Raw genomic sequence first — 15234 nt, 5'->3', positions numbered from 1 at the left:
TTCTATTTTACTTCTTTGAGGTTGGAGTGTCAAGTTTTATTATACTATATCATCATTTCGTCTATTAGTCTTAAAGCCTCGTAGAAAAGGTTTGAACGTGAGCCACCAAGCCCTGCTCTTTTTCCTGCTATGCTCATATCCTGACAAGGACTGCCGAATGTGATGATGTCCACAGGCGGAAGTTTAGCACCGCTAAGCTTTGAAATATCGCCGTAGTGTTTCATCTGTGGTATTCTCTTCGTGGTCACTCTTATGGGAAAAGGCTCTATCTCTGACGCCCATATCGGCTTTATCCCGCATATCATTCCGCCAAGTGGAAAGCCGCCTGAGCCGTCAAAAAGACTTCCCAGAGTAAGGTCGGTTTTAGTCATTCGCTTCCTCCACCTCTTTCACAAGTTCTGAGTAAGGTATCTTTTTGCCATCTCGGACAACATACACACCATCATCACTGCCAACCTGCTCGATGTATCTCTTGACGATCACATCGCAAAACTTCTCATCAAGCTCAATGGTAAGGCATATTCTGTCCGTTTGTTCGCAGGCTATGAGCGTTGAGCCGCTTCCGCCGAATGGGTCAAGGACTACTGAATTAACCATACTGGAATTGCGTATCGGGTAGGCTAACAATGGAACAGGCTTCATTGTCGGGTGGTCGCCATTGCGCTTCGGCTTGTCGAATTCCCAGATGGTAGATTCTTTTCTGCCGGTGTACCACTGGTGTTTGCCTTTCTTTTTCCAACCGTAGAGGACTGGTTCGTGCTGCCACTGATAAGGCGAACGTCCAAGCACTAGGCTTTGCTTTTTCCAAATACAGCACCCGGAAAGATAAAAACCTGCATCTGCAAAAGCCTTGCGGAAATTCAGACCTTCCGTATCTGCGTGGAAAACGTAAATGCTCGCATCGTCCGCCATAACATTTGCCATATTGCTGAAAGCGTCAAACAGAAACTGATAGAACTTGTCCGCAGCCATATTGTCATTTTTTATCTTGCCAGCCGTACCCTCGTAATTTACGTTGTAGGGCGGGTCGGTTATGACTAGGTTTGCCTTTCTGCTGTCCATAAGAGCGGCGTATGTATCTTCTTTTGTGCTGTCACCGCATACAAGAGTGTGCTTTCCAAGCGTCCATATATCTCCACTCTGCGTAACACAAGGCTTTTCCAACTCAGCGTCAACATCGAAATCGTCCTCTTGTGCATCTGTATCAGTATCAAAAAGACTTGCCAGCTCTTTCTCATCAAACCACGTCAGCGAGATGTCAATATCCTCAGCCTGCAAAGCCTCGATCTCAACTTTGAGCATCTCTTCGTCCCAGCCGGCGTCGAGTACCATTCTGTTGTCGGCAAGTATATATGCTTTCTTTTGAGCCTCTGTAAGATGGTCAGCGAACACGCAGGGAACTTCTTCAATGCCCTCAGCCTTTGCGGCTGCAATGCGTCCGTGACCTGCGATAACGTTAAACTCACGGTCGATTATGACAGGATTGATAAACCCGAACTCACGCAAGGACGAGCGAAGTTTCATTATCTGCTCAGCCGAATGGGTTCGGGCATTGTTGACATATGGGATAAGCTTGTCTGTTGAAACAAGCTGCATTTCTGTTGTGGTTTGCATTAGCCTCTCCTCCTAAGTAACTCTTCCATAGCGTCGTGCGGACTTTCGCTGAACTGTTCCGTGCAGTTTCGCTTGACAATATCGTAAATTTCATACCAAATGAGGTTTGCTGACTTTTGAAACTGCTGGCTCATCTGCACGAAAGGTGAAGCCATTACTCCGCCTGTGGTGGGGTGTTTGCCGAGCAGTCCGTACTGGCTGACAGCGTCCTCGCACTGGATATATCGAGCGAAAGCCTGAGCATACGCTTCGATAAGCCGCTTGTTGACTAGGTTCTCGCACCCTCTGCGTTTCAGCCACAGCCAAGTTTCCTTGTATATCTCATCAGCCCCCAGCGGCACGCCATTCTTTTGTCTTGCAGAAAGATACTCCGCAGGGCGGGGCATATCCGCACCGTCCAGCACAGCACCCTCGGGCAGGTCTACTGATTCAAGTTCGGCAGGCTCGAGGGTCGGAATGTCATTATTCATAATTCTTGTGGGCAGACCGCTCTGTATTCGTTCAGCGGCAGGGAGGGGCTTATCTCCCGCACGGACACGCCGTCCGCCACGATTTGTTCCGTCTTTAGCCAAAATTTCACCTCCAAAATTTCTTAGGGGTTAATCCCCCGTTTGAACCGGCTTTTTTGTGTATGCCACCCTGCGCCCGTTACAAAAAATGTATCTTTTAGAGATTTCGACCGCCCCACCTATCCCCCATCTCCGAATGTATCCTAGAATGACAAGCCTTGCACAGAGCCATCAAGTTCTGCGTATCGTTAGTTCCGCCCTGCGCGAGCGGCAGTTTGTGGTGTATCTGCTCGGTAGGTGTGTAACGTCCTTGCTGTAGGCACATCTCACACAATGGGTGAGCCGCCGCATAGTTGTCACGGATACGTTTCCACGCTCTGCCGTAACGCTTGCTGGGTCTGTATTTTCTGCCGTATCGTTCGTACTGCTTGTTGGCAAGCTTGGTATGCTCCTCGCAGTAGCGGCTATGCGTAAGTTTCGGACAGTTAGGGTAAGCACAAGGGTGTGCAGGTTTGGTGGGCATTATCTCATCTCCAACAGAAAAAGCCCCGCATTTTAGCGAGGCTCTTCACAATATTTTCTATTATACAGTATATCACACTAGGGGCGGTGCAAACAATGGCAAACCGTGTCACTTTTCGGGGACGGCAAAGTTTTTCAGTGCTTTTCTATGCCAGCGGATAACTGTACTGCGGTCGGCAAAAAGCCGCTCTGCGATGCGTTCCCAGGTCATTCCCTCGATGTATCTGTACTGCAGGACAAGCCGCTCGTTGATATTCTCGACCTGCTCAACAGCTGTACGGATCTCGGCTTTGAGGTCAACGAGCCGGTCGATCTCGGCGTTTATTTTCCGCTCCATATCGACTATCTTGCCCAAGTATCTCACGAACGGTGGCTCGGTGGAACGTGTGCCGCTGAAACGCTCCTCAAAATTGCAGGAGGATATTCTTGACGACATATCCCGCAAATTTTCAAGTTCTGAAATGTCGCAGTCTATGCGTTCGTTGAGTCTGTACGCTTGATTCAAGTATTCTTTCGCTGTCATTTTTGTACCTCCAGATCTGCTTTTACGGCGTCAATCAGCCGCTTTTGCGTGGTGTCCTTGTTTTCCAAAGCGTCTAAAACGTCTTCGTCAATAGTGTCCTTGCAGATAATGTGGTGGATAGTCACGATGTCTTTTTGCCCCTGCCGCCATAATCTCGCATTTGTCTGCTGAAACATCTCAAGCGACCAGATCGTCGAAAACCATACGAGGATATGCCCTCCCTTCTGAATATTCAAGCCATGACCCGCTGATGCCGGCGAAATAAGGGCTGTCTGTATCCTGCCGCTGTTCCAGTCGAGAATATCCTGCTCCGATCTAAGCTCTCTCGGCTCATACCCCGCTTTTTTCAGCCTTTCTGCGATCCTTGTCCTGTCATGCTGATACCAGTATGCGATAAGCACCGACTGCCCATTCGACTGCTCCACAAGGTCTTCGAGCATATCTAGCTTTCTTTCGTGGATATTTATGATCTCTTTATTCTCATCGTATATCGCGCCATTCGCCATCTGCTGCAGCTTTCCCGAAAGCACCGCCGCATTTTCTGCGCAGATATTATTTCCGCCAAGCTGTAAGATCATATTGTTTTTCAGCGAATTATAAAGCTTTCTCTCCTTACCGTTTATTTCCACCTCGTGCCTGATATTGATGCACTCAGGCATTTCAAGGTAATCAAGCGACTTCATTGATACCGTAATATCCCCTATCTTTTTGTAGATCTCCTCCTCTGCGCCCGGCAAGGGAATGTAATTATAGACCTCACCTGTGTACGGGTTCATGTCACCGACCTTGAAATACTGCTCTCTGAATCTCCCGATGTATTTGCCAAGACGTTTTCCGCCGTCGGTAAGGCGTACCTCGCTCCAAAGATCCATAAGTCCGTTGCTCGAGGGCGTACCGGTCAAACCAACTATCCTGCTGATGAATGGACACACCTTGTTCAGCGCTCTGTATCTTTTCGACCTGCAATTCTTAAATGAACTGAGTTCGTCTATCACTGCCATATCAAAGGGCCATGGCGTATGGCTCTTTTCAAGCTCTTCAACAAGCCACTGTAAGTTCTCACGATTGATTATGTAAATATCCGCATCGGCATTTAAAGCTTCCGTTCTGGCTTCTTTTTTGCCGAGAATCACCGAACAGCGCAGGTCTTTTACATGGCTCCAGCCGCGTATCTCCTCAGGCCATACATCTCTTGCAACTCTGAGCGGCGCTATTATCAGCACTTTATTTACTTCAAAGCTTTCAAACATAAGCTCCTCTATGGCTGTCAGCGAGATTATCGTTTTGCCAAGCCCCATTTCAAGTATGAGCAATACCGCAGGGTTCTTTTTGATAAACTCGATGCAGTATCTCTGATATTCATGTAACTGTTCTTTTGTCAACATTTTACTTCGCCTCTATTTCTTTTATCATCTTTGCTATCTGTTTTGCGTCATCTATCACAAATACCTTGTACCCCAGCTTTCTGAGGTCGCTGTGCCTTTTTGCCTGCAATGCACGCGGCTTTTTGCCGGGCGACTTCACCTCTGCAAAGGCCATGCACTCATCACGCAGAAAAACTATTCTGTCGGGCATTCCGTTAGCTCCGGGCGAAACAAACTTCGGGCAAATGCCGCCGCGGCGTTTCACCTCACGCACTAATTTCTGCTCTATTTCTTTTTCTCTCATATTGTTCTCCTCTCACCAAATTTTTAGGTATGTCGCTTATGTATGTCATTTTTCATTCAGGAAAGTAATGCCCATTACAAAAACGAGGTTATCAGCTGAGTGGTGGAGGGTGTGGAACACATTTCGTAAAGCTTATATAGATCAATTCTTTTTATCAGCTATACAGACTTTACTGTCAGCAGTTCCACCGCTTCCACCACTCACGCTTTTACCCTCAAATTTTTAACTATCCTCCTCTGCCTCATCAGCCGCAAAAGCTGTTTTAAGTCTGAGTCCTACGATGTAGTTTCCCGTTTTCTTTCTTCTCCTGCCAAAGCCCGCTAAGTCAAGCGCTGAGTAAAAGTCTACGTTGCCTCTGGTAAACTCACCCATTCTGACCGTGTAACTGCGGTATTCCTGATAAAGCTCACCCGACTTTTCCTCATATGATGCGTCCACCTCGCAGCAGTCCTCAAGGAACATTCCCAGCCAGTCATTCTTTTGATGATACTCATTGATAGCTTCAGTAACAAGCTTAGGCTGAGAGATATGAAAGCCGTGGCTTATCACCTTGCACGCGCCCTCTATTATCCATTTGAGTATCGCAGAGCCTGCCTGCATTACAAGCGTTTCGGTAAAATTCTTGCGGTCTGCACTGCCCTCGAATTTTGCGTTGAATGGGATAACGATAAGCCTGCGCCATGTTCCCGCGTCATTTGCACCGACCCTAGGAAGGTGATTTGTGTAAAGCACTACGGTATGCGAAGGTGTGAAAGCCGCAGGTGCTTTATACTTTTTCTCCGCAAAGATCTGGTCGGTGCTGCAAAGCTGTTTTACCACCGAAGTGTTGAGCCTTGTACCCTCGTCGAGCTCCGCCGCGATTATAAGGCGCTTGCCCTTTGTTTCCGCCATTTCCGGCTTGACATTTCTCTTACAGCCTACTGTAAGTGTATCTGCCGAAAGATTGCCCGAATATGTGCCTAAAACTTTCGAGATCGAATTCCAAAACGTTGATTTTCCGTTCCTGCCCTCGCCGTAAGCAATTATCAGTGCCTCAACGTAAACTTTGCCGACAGCCGCAAGCCCCACTACTTCCTGAACGTAATCGATAAGCTCCTTATCACCTAAAAAGGTCTTATCCAATGTATCGAGCCAAATATCCTCGCCGTCGTCGCCCGGCTCTGTCAATGTCACTTTTGTAATAAGGTCTTCCGAACTATGTTCCTGCCTGCCCGCCATTCCAAGTCTGAGGTCGTATGTAGAAAATGGTGTGTTCAGCAGGAACTCGTTTTTATCAAGCTCCTCAAAATCTATGCTTACCATAGGTCTTGCCGAATCGAGCGCAGACCTTATGAACTTGTAGTCACGCCGCTTCATCACAAAAGCCGCATATGCCGCGGCATCAAGGTATCTCTGATACAGCTCGTACTGGCTGTTGCTTAAAGTCGCCGTCACCTTTTTTCCGCCCGCTTTTATAATGCTCGGGTCAAGCCCCGAGTTCAGCAGATCCTGCTGCGTAAGCATAACGCAAAGCTGAGCGTCAGCAAGCTGAAGATCTAAAAATTCCTCGCAGGCTCCTACCGCCGCCTCTTTCGACTCCTCCCAAAAGATACCGTTATATCTGAGATAATCAGTAGCGGGGTTGAATTTAAGCTCATTGCCATAAACATTTGCAAGCACCTTCGCCTGCCCAATGTCAGAAAAGTCGCTCGGCTTCAAACTTCCCGCAGGCGCATAGGGTACAGCCGCGTTAAAACTCGACGGCGGAATGTATCCCGACTGAGAAGATACCTTTTTCTCAAACTTCCCTGCCGAATCCCAAATACGTCCAAGCTCGTCCTGCCCGAGCGGAGGGTCGCACTTTTCCGCTTCCTGCATAAAAATACGATAAGCGTCATCGCCGTGACCGTAACGCTTTACCACACGCCCCGCAAAGCGGCTTAGGGTAGAATTTCTTGCTCCCGCGGGAATAGCGGCGCTGCTTGTGCCGAAGTTGTTTTTTGTGATAAGCTTATCTATCGTTGTCGTTCCGTCATGCCATATAACATCTCCGCCGTCACAGCCGAAGATGAACCTTGCAGCCCCCAAAGCGCCCGCATCGAAAAACGGATAATCTTCGCTGATACGTTCTTTCAGCTTAGAGTAAGCGTCGGGGTCTTTCATTTCGGGTATCTCAAAGTAAACATGAAACCGCGGCCTCGCCGAAACGCGCCCCTTAACTTTCATGTGATTGCGGCTGTATGTAACAGCGTATTTCACATCGGCGAACTCGTTTTCAAGCGCTTCGGGAGTTACCCATTCGTTCGGGTCATCGGTGTGGTCATTATCGCAGTCCATCGGAATACACTGCGAGGACAAAAACTTATCGTTTGCCCTGTAATGGTTCTTATACACAGCGCAGACGTGGTCAAACTGCACAGCTTTTTTCAGCTCATCGGAGGAAGTCGCCGTGACTTCATAAGGATAAACGCAGTTTGTGCAAACGCCCTTAACATCTGAAACGCAAAGTTTCAGTTCCATTCATCTCAGCCTCCTTCTTTTCTGCAAACGCCTTATACATCAAATATCTCAAAACTTCTCACCGCCTTTGCTTTTTTATAGTATTCTCCCCCCTTACCATATAACGGACATTTTTCACTCTTTTTTATACCGAATAAAAAATTTTTTTCGCATTATAAAAATCGCCTTTAAATGTCCTTAATATAGTGAGGGGAGAAATGGCGCGACGATAAGGCACAGAAATTTTTTCTGAAAGATGTTATAAAATATGCCTAAAAATGTCCGCTATATAGTGAAGGGAAAGAAGGTGATACGAAATGGCAAAAAACAAACATGCAGAATACAGCGAGGCGAAAATGCTTGCTGAGATGTCGGCAGTTTTTATCCACATCAGCGAGACCGCCGCCGAGCTGGCAATGACAATGAAAAACTATGAAAAGATGAATGGAGGAAAATGCAGTGAAAAATGCAGATACCGCTGTGCTGAAAGAAGCCTTTGAGGCTTTGAGCAAAAGCGCGGCAATGGTCGCCGCAGCACTCAGGGCAGAAAGCGCAGCCGACGCTGAGGCAAAACCGCAGCCGAAAGAAGAAAAGCTCTCCGCCGAAAAGGTGCGTGGCATGCTCGCCGCAAAAACCGCTGGGGGCTTCAAGGCAGAGGTGAAGCAGATAGTAAACCGTTTCGGCAAAAATTTCACAGCTATCTCGCCCGAGGACTATCCCGCGGTAGTAGAAGAGCTTAGCAAGCTTACCGAAAAGGCGGCGGGCAATGAGTAAGCACGCGTACCTTTCCGCCTCAGCAAGCGCACGCTGGATAGCCTGCACAAAGTCAGCTAAAGAATGTGAAAACGCTGCCGACACGCCGAGTGAATACGCAAAGCTCGGCAGCGAGGCACATACTCTCTGCGAACACCTCGTTCTAAAAGCACTTGGAAGAGATGCGGCTGACCCGACAGGCTCGCTTGAGCACTATGACGCCGAGATGCAGTATCATGCCGAGGACTACTGCGGCTTTGTTATGACTAAGATAGCAGAAGCAAAGAAGATCGGCGGTGATGTATTTGTCGGCGTGGAACAGCGGCTTGATCTCAGCCGCTGGGTCCCCGATGGTTTCGGAACAGGCGACTGCGTTATCGCAGCAGATGGGCTTATACACATCATTGACTTCAAGTACGGAACGGGTGTCCTCGTTTCCGCCGAAAGGAACTCTCAGCTTATGTGCTATGCGCTCGGTGCGGTGGATACTTTCGATACGCTTTACCGAACAGACAAAATAAGGCTTTCGATATTTCAGCCAAGAAGAGAAAACATCAGCAGTTATGAGATGAGCGTTTCTGAGCTTCTCACATGGGCAGACGAGGTCTTGGCACCCGCCGCAAAGCTTGCATACGCAGGCGAGGGCGAGTACGCTGCGGGAGAACACTGCCGCTTCTGCGCCGTCAAGGCTTTCTGCAAGACGAGGGCGGAACAGAACATGGAGCTTGCAAAGTACGAATTTGCTGACCCTGCTCATCTGAGCGATGATGACGCAGCGGAGATACTTCCCAGCTTAGACAACTTAGTTTCATGGGCGAATGACGTGAAAGACTATGCACTAAAGCAGGCGCTTGCCGGCACAAGATACAGCGGCTTCAAGCTTGCAGAGGGGCGGTCTGCACGAAAATACACGGACGAAACGGCCGCCGCAAAAGCAGTTGAAGCGGCAGGATACGAACCATACGAAAAAAAGCTCAAAGGCATCACGGCGATGACCTCTGAGCTTGGCAAGAAGAGATTTAACGAGATATTAGGCGGTTTAGTGTACAAGCCGCCGGGCAAACCGATACTTATTCCGGCCGACGATAAGCGTCCCGAAATAAATATACATACAAATGATTCGATCAGCGATCAGGAGGAAAAAATATGACTAACAGAACAAAAGCTATCACAGGAAAAAACACGAGATTTGCGTTCCTCAACGTGAACGAACCTAAGTCGGTAAACGGCGGCACACCGAAGTATTCAGCCTGCCTTATCATCTCTAAGGATGACACCGTTACCGTCAGCAAGATCAAGGCGGCTATCAAGGCGGCTTACGAGGACGGAGAGGCTACCCTCCGCGGCAGCGGAAAGAGCGTACCCGCCCTTGAAAACATCAAGACTCCCCTGCGCGACGGCGACAAGGAGCGCCCCGATGACCCCACCTACGCTAACTCTTACTTTCTCAACGCGAACAGCACCAGAAAGCCGGGCGTAGTTGACGGCAACAACAGCCTTATCATCGATACCTCAGAGCTTTACTCAGGTATCTACGGCAGGGCGTCTATCAATTTCTACTGTTTCTCAAAGAACGGAAACAGGGGTATCGCGGCAGGACTGCTTGCGATGCAGAAGCTTCGTGACGGCGAACCCCTCGGCGGACGTGTGAATGCCGAGACCGAATTTGCGGGTCTTGACAGCGAAGATGATGATTTTCTCAGCTGATATACTTAACAGCTAAAATATCGGCGGCAGGAGTTTTCTTGCTGCCGATTATTTTTAAAATTTATTCGGAAAGGATAAACTATGGACAAAATAACAAAGCTTTCGCTTGATCTGGAAACATACAGCCCCGCTGATCTTCAAAAATGCGGCGTGTATCGCTACAGCGAAGACCCCGAATTCGAGATACTTCTGCTCTGCGTTTCGGTGAATGATATGCCGCCTACTGTTTATGACCTCGCTTGCGGAGAAAATGTGCCCGAAGAGATATTAGCCGCCATAAGCGATGAGAACTGCATCAAGTGGGCATTCAACGCAAATTTTGAGCGCATTTGCCTTTCAAACTGGCTGTTCAAATATCACCCCGAGCATTTTTGCTCTTACAGCGTACCTGAGGATACCGTCGGCAGATACCTTGACCCCTCGTCATGGAGGTGCTCGATGGTGCTTGCACTTTACAACGGACTTCCCCGCTCGCTCGAGCAGGTCGGCGCTGTACTCGGGCTTTCGGAGCAGAAATTAAAGGAAGGCAAAGAGCTTATCCGCTACTTTTGCGTTCCCTGCAAAGCCACAAAGTCAAACGGCGGCCGCACAAGAAACCTGCCCGAACATTCGCCCCAAAGGTGGGGACTTTTCAAGAAATACAACAAGCGAGATGTTGAGGTTGAAATGCAGATACAAAAGCGTTTGCAGAAGTACCCCGTACCCGCAAATGTCTGGGAGGAATACCATCTCGATCAGGAGATAAATGACAGAGGCATACTTTGCGATGCCGCACTTGTACGAAACGCGATAAAGATAGATGAGCTGAGCAAGTCAAAAATAACCGATCTGCTCAAAGAAAAAACGCACCTTGAAAATCCAAACAGCGTGGCGCAGATGAAGGCATTTTTGGAAGAAAATAATGTTAAAGCGCCTTCGCTCGGCAAAAAGGATGTCGCCGAGCTTATGAAAAGCGCCGACAAAAACATAGCGGAGGTCTTATCTCTGCGTCAGAAACTTGCAAAATCATCTGTACGCAAATATCAGGCAATGGACAACGCAATGTGCGGCGACCTTAGGTGCAGGGGAATGTTTCTTTTCTACGGAGCGAACCGCAGCGGACGTTTTTCAGGGCGTATCGTTCAGCTTCAAAACCTGCCGCAAAACCATATGGAAGATCTCTCAGAGGCACGAAGTCTTGTGAAAAGCGGCGACTATGATACGCTTGACCTGCTTTACGAGAACGTTCCGCTCGTGCTTTCCAACCTCATACGCACGGCTTTTATACCGCGTACGGGGTATAAATATATAGTGGCGGATTTCAGCGCTATCGAAGCCCGTGTGCTTTCGCACCTTGCGGGAGAAAAGTGGCGGTCTGAGGTATTTGAGTCGGGCGGAGATATTTACTGCGCGTCGGCAAGCAAGATGTTTGGAGTGCCTGTTGAAAAGCATGGGGCAAACAGCCACCTGCGGCAAAAAGGCAAGATCGCAGAGCTTGCGCTTGGCTACGGCGGCGGAGTTGGTGCATTAAAAGCTATGGGCGCTATTGAAATGGGGCTTTGTGAAGAGGAGCTTCAGCCGCTGGTAAATTCATGGCGGCAGTCAAATCCGCACATCGTGGAATATTGGCATGAGATAGACGATGCGGTAAAGCAGGCTATACAAATGCGGCTGCCCGCAAAAGTCGGCTGTATAGAGGTGTACTAGAGATCGGGAATGCTCTTCATCACGCTTCCCTCTGGCAGGCGGCTGAGCTATGTGAATCCGCGGAAAACTACAAACAAATTCGGCGGAGAATCGGTAGCATACTACGGCATCGATGCAAAAAAGAAGTGGGATCTTATCGAATCATACGGACCGAAATTTGTGGAAAACATCGTTCAGGCAGTTAGCCGCGATATACTCTGCTATGCGATGAGAACGCTTTCACATTGCTTTATTGTCGGGCACGTTCATGACGAGCTTATTATTGAATGCCGTGCTGATACTGACCTTGACGCTGTATGTGAGCGAATGGGGCGAACGCCCGAATGGATACCGGGACTGGCACTGAGAGCGGACGGCTTTGAGTGCGAACACTACAAAAAAGAATGACCCCAAAGTGCCGCCAAGGAATAATCATTCTTAGGCGGCATTTTCATGCAAAAAGTCTTGTATTTTATGTCTGAAAGTGTTATAATATGGCTATACGCATAAAAACTTTCTGACCATTACTCATAAAAAAGGAGCCAAAAATGGGCAACAGTATAACTTTTGAAAAATTTCTCTATGATAACTATTACGATGTCATAGCCGGCAGCATTGAGGAATTTATTACCGACAATAAAAGCTCACTTTCAGATGATAAAATAGCTAATGCTCAAAAGCTCGAATTTGAGGGCATGGATATTAACGGAGTATCTTTCAAAAAAACAAGTTCGCTGGAAGATGAAAACCTAAGCTTTAGGATAGATGTTCTCGCATATGTATCCGCCGACAAAAGATATTACCACGATCATGAGGATAAAATAACTTCCATGTGGCTTTCTTTGGAAGCAAGCTGTATGCTGAATGACGGAATGAAAAACTTTAAGATCACCAGTGTTGAGGAATACAGCAAAGAAGAATTCGACGGAAGAAATAATCTCAGCCGCTCGCTCGTGCCGTATCTGTATGTCAAGGATGCCGATGATGTCGCCGAACAGTTTTTGAAAGAGTACTGCCCTGCTGCACTTGAAGAACCTATGAGATTGCCCGCAGTAGAAGTTGCCGCAAACATGGGTCTGGAAATATACTCCGCCCCATTGGAAAACAACATTTGCGGCAAGATATATTTTGATCCCGCCATAGAAAAAGTATATAAAAAATATCCTTTGCTAGATTTAACCGAAGCAAACATATCAGCAGGCTCAATACTTATAGATCCCGACTGCAAGTTCGGCACTTTGAGCAATACTATAATCCACGAATGTGTCCATTGGAAATGGCACAGGCTGTTTTTTGAAATGAAAAAGTTATTGACAAAAGACCCCGTATCCATGGCATACAAAGAATCAGGCTATTCAAACAAAACAGGATCAAAGGCTACCGAGATCGACTGGATAGAATGGCAGGCAAACGAGCTTGCTCCCAAAATACTTATGCCTGCGTCAATGACAAGGAAGTATATAAAAGACAAGTTTGCGGCACTCCGTCGAACAACGCCCGAAAACGTAAGAGATGCAGAGTTATTTCAACAGACTATTGACAGCACCGCTGCCTTTTTCAATGTATCAAGGTCTTCGGCAAAGCTGCGTGCGGCTGAGTTAGGGTTTGAGCAGGCAAAGGGTGTATTCGTTTATGTTGACGGCAAGTACATCAAGCCTTTCTCTTTTGACAAGAATGCGTTAGGCAAAAATGAAACATTTGTCATCAACTCAGTAAGTGCGGCAAAATTAGTCATCGATTCGCCCGATCTGTACGCTCTGTTCCTCGCCAATAAAATAGTATTCGTCAACAATATGCTTTGCATCAACAATGAAAAGTACATACAGTATGATAAAGAGGGCTTTCCTTCAATGACAAGATACGCGCTCGACCATGCTGACGAGTGCTGCCTTGTTTTTAAACGTGAAAGGAAATACGATAGAGCGTATGATGATTCGTATGGTAATTTAGGGTTTCTTTGCAGAGAGATCTCGGCGAGTTTTTTTGTGGAAGCAAACAATGATATAACAACCAAAGTATGCGAATTAAACGATATACAAAAAAATGAATTAAAGAAAGTTAAAAGCGGTGCGAAAGAGATGGTAAAGGTTTTCGAAGATCTACCCGGATCTTTTGTAAAAACTTTAAACTTTCATATTAAGCGAAAAGGACTAACTGCTTTTGAATTATTTCAGAGATCTCAGATCAGCACACAGTCGTTAAGCCATATACGAACCGGAAAAGTTAAAGAAGTAAAATTACAAACCCTAATGAAACTATTTATAGGATTAAATCTTGCTCCTGCATATTGCCTTGATCTGATGAAAAAAGCTCAAGTAGACTTTCCTCATACTACAGAAGGTTTCATCTTTATGGATCTTGTAATGTGCCATACAGATGAAACACTTGAACAGTGGCAGAAATACCTTGATGAGATCGAATCGCCTAAAATCAAACTATATGATAAAAAACGAGCTGAAAAAGACCAACAAAACTGGGAAGAGAGAGAAAAAAGCAAAAAGAGAAAAGTGCACAAATTTCACAAGATAAATTAGTGCAACTATACAAATCTTATTTTTTTGAGCATAATTATTCGCGTTAGACTTTAATAAAATATATAAATTTAAGGGCTTATCCGCCGTTTTCAGACCATGAAACAGCAGATAAGCCCTTTTTTGCTGGGTTTTCGTTATTAAAGTCTGAGTTGATTGCCCCCACGATCAGGCTATGTTATAATGAGGACACAAAAGAAAATTCTTTTGAAATGATCCTGAGCAAGATACAAAAGGGCTCTCTTCAAGGCAGTTGGGAGTAATTAACCCGTGTCAATAAAGCCGCTTTGTGGACATAAGAGCAACTGATCATTATTGACAGTCAGTTTAACCATTTTAGGAGGAATCCTTATGGATAAACTTTTGATTTCGTCAGATGGGCATGGGTTCCTCCAAAAAGGAGGAATAAGAATATGTCCAAAAGATTATATATGCCTATCAGCAAAGAATTTGCGGTGGGAAACAACTTCGAAGCCGAGAAAGTTTCCTATAAAAGGATAGGCTCAAAAATGCAGCTTGTATACATTAAAGAAGCAGACGAACAGATCTGCAATGACTATATGAGGCCTGCCTGGAGCGAAGATAAAGCAGATGAAAGAGAACATAAGTGCCTGATCGAAGGCAAAAACGGCATGCCGGTAAGATGCACCAAAAGCTGCTTTGGCTGTCCTAAGGCGGGTAAACTTAATAATAAAACATCTGCGCTATGTTCGCTTGAAGATCTGCGTGATAGAAACGGTTTTGAGATTGCAGATCCAAACAACTCGATTGAGCAGGTTGAGTGGGAGATAGAAATGGAACAGTTTACCGATTATCTCAAGAAAAAAGGCTATCAGCTTGACAAAATACTCAGTATGCTCCGTGACGGATATAAAATCAAAGATATCAGCGAAAAGCTTGATATTAAGAAGACAACCCTTTATAAGCGGATCGGACGCATCAAAACGTTTTATACAAAATTTTCAAATTGCGAGGAGTAATATGAAAGTGTCAATACGCCGCTTATTTCTTTGAGAGTTTCAAAAAAACCATTATATTTCTTTAACTTGTCTATATAACCAGAAACCTTCGTTGTTAAATTTTTGATATTTTCAGTATCAACATATTTTGGCGAAGACTAACAAATATTCCCAATAAGATAATGTCTAATATGAAGCGCCATAGGAATGATTTTGTGAATTGGGTCATAATTATCCTCCAAACATTATAAAGAGTCTGAATACCCAACCGTGTAAATGACAATAATACCCACAAAGAAATTTGG

At 46.3% G+C, this 15234-nt stretch carries 13 protein-coding genes and 2 pseudogenes; 7 read left to right on the top strand and 8 right to left on the bottom strand.

Annotated features, from left to right (window positions below; all coding sequences use genetic code 11):
* Window positions 1-53 precede the first annotated feature (53 nt).
* The 8 genes and pseudogenes from LI114_RS12070 to LI114_RS12035 all read right to left on the bottom strand — a co-directional run.
* Window positions 54-371 (bottom strand): annotated as a pseudogene (locus LI114_RS12070) (DNA cytosine methyltransferase); the annotation flags it as partial.
* Window positions 364-1614, bottom strand: coding sequence for a site-specific DNA-methyltransferase (locus LI114_RS12065; protein ID WP_227220890.1), 1251 nt, complete (start codon window positions 1612-1614; stop codon window positions 364-366). The gene LI114_RS12065 and the pseudogene LI114_RS12070, both read right to left, overlap by 8 nt.
* The gene (locus LI114_RS12060; protein WP_227220888.1) at window positions 1614-2186 is read right to left on the bottom strand and encodes a P27 family phage terminase small subunit; all 573 of its coding nucleotides are present in this window, start codon (window positions 2184-2186) and stop codon (window positions 1614-1616) included. The genes LI114_RS12065 and LI114_RS12060 overlap by 1 nt, the downstream gene beginning before the upstream one ends.
* A gap of 94 nt (window positions 2187-2280) precedes the next feature.
* Entirely contained in the window at window positions 2281-2646 is a 366-nt protein-coding gene (locus LI114_RS12055) for an HNH endonuclease (protein WP_227220887.1), read from the bottom strand.
* A 108-nt stretch (window positions 2647-2754) separates the two neighbouring features.
* Window positions 2755-3168 (bottom strand): DUF1492 domain-containing protein, encoded by a 414-nt coding sequence (locus tag LI114_RS12050; RefSeq protein WP_227220886.1) that lies wholly within the window; start codon window positions 3166-3168, stop codon window positions 2755-2757.
* Window positions 3165-4553 carry a DEAD/DEAH box helicase gene (locus LI114_RS12045; protein WP_227220885.1) on the bottom strand — a complete coding sequence of 463 codons (1389 nt, stop codon included), beginning with the start codon at window positions 4551-4553 and terminating at the stop codon, window positions 3165-3167. Before LI114_RS12045 ends, LI114_RS12050 begins: the two co-directional genes overlap by 4 nt.
* Before the next feature lies 1 nt (window position 4554).
* Window positions 4555-4836, bottom strand: a complete 282-nt coding sequence (locus LI114_RS12040; RefSeq protein ID WP_227220884.1) for a VRR-NUC domain-containing protein — start codon at window positions 4834-4836, stop codon at window positions 4555-4557.
* 222 nt (window positions 4837-5058) lie between these two features.
* Window positions 5059-7335 carry a phage/plasmid primase, P4 family gene (locus LI114_RS12035; protein WP_227220882.1) on the bottom strand — a complete coding sequence of 759 codons (2277 nt, stop codon included), beginning with the start codon at window positions 7333-7335 and terminating at the stop codon, window positions 5059-5061.
* Between the two features lie 296 nt (window positions 7336-7631).
* Between LI114_RS12035 and LI114_RS12030 the strand changes: the two genes are divergently transcribed.
* From LI114_RS12030 to LI114_RS12000, 7 genes and pseudogenes are all read left to right on the top strand, one after another.
* The gene (locus tag LI114_RS12030; protein ID WP_227220881.1) at window positions 7632-7814 is read left to right on the top strand and encodes a hypothetical protein; all 183 of its coding nucleotides are present in this window, start codon (window positions 7632-7634) and stop codon (window positions 7812-7814) included.
* Window positions 7774-8088, top strand: coding sequence for a hypothetical protein (locus LI114_RS12025; RefSeq protein ID WP_227220880.1), 315 nt, complete (start codon window positions 7774-7776; stop codon window positions 8086-8088). Before LI114_RS12030 ends, LI114_RS12025 begins: the two co-directional genes overlap by 41 nt.
* On the top strand, window positions 8081-9217 hold the full coding sequence (locus tag LI114_RS12020) for a DUF2800 domain-containing protein (RefSeq protein WP_227220878.1): 1137 nt from the start codon (window positions 8081-8083) through the stop codon (window positions 9215-9217). Before LI114_RS12025 ends, LI114_RS12020 begins: the two co-directional genes overlap by 8 nt.
* Window positions 9214-9774 (top strand): DUF2815 family protein, encoded by a 561-nt coding sequence (locus LI114_RS12015; RefSeq protein WP_227220877.1) that lies wholly within the window; start codon window positions 9214-9216, stop codon window positions 9772-9774. Before LI114_RS12020 ends, LI114_RS12015 begins: the two co-directional genes overlap by 4 nt.
* 90 nt (window positions 9775-9864) lie before the next feature.
* A pseudogene (locus LI114_RS12010) lies at window positions 9865-11847 on the top strand (DNA polymerase).
* Window positions 11848-11987: 140 nt separating this feature from the next.
* Window positions 11988-13973, top strand: a complete 1986-nt coding sequence (locus tag LI114_RS12005) for a helix-turn-helix domain-containing protein (protein ID WP_227220876.1) — start codon at window positions 11988-11990, stop codon at window positions 13971-13973.
* Between the two features lie 410 nt (window positions 13974-14383).
* Window positions 14384-14950 carry a hypothetical protein gene (locus LI114_RS12000; RefSeq protein WP_227220875.1) on the top strand — a complete coding sequence of 189 codons (567 nt, stop codon included), beginning with the start codon at window positions 14384-14386 and terminating at the stop codon, window positions 14948-14950.
* The last annotated feature ends 284 nt before the right edge of the window (window positions 14951-15234 follow it).

It is taken from the genome of Ruminococcus sp. 210702-SL.1.03 (assembly GCF_020559915.1).
Classification (GTDB): Bacteria; Bacillota; Clostridia; order Oscillospirales; family Ruminococcaceae; genus YE71.
Note: the sequence above shows the minus strand (reverse complement) of the source record. Positions and strands in the feature narration are given on the sequence as shown.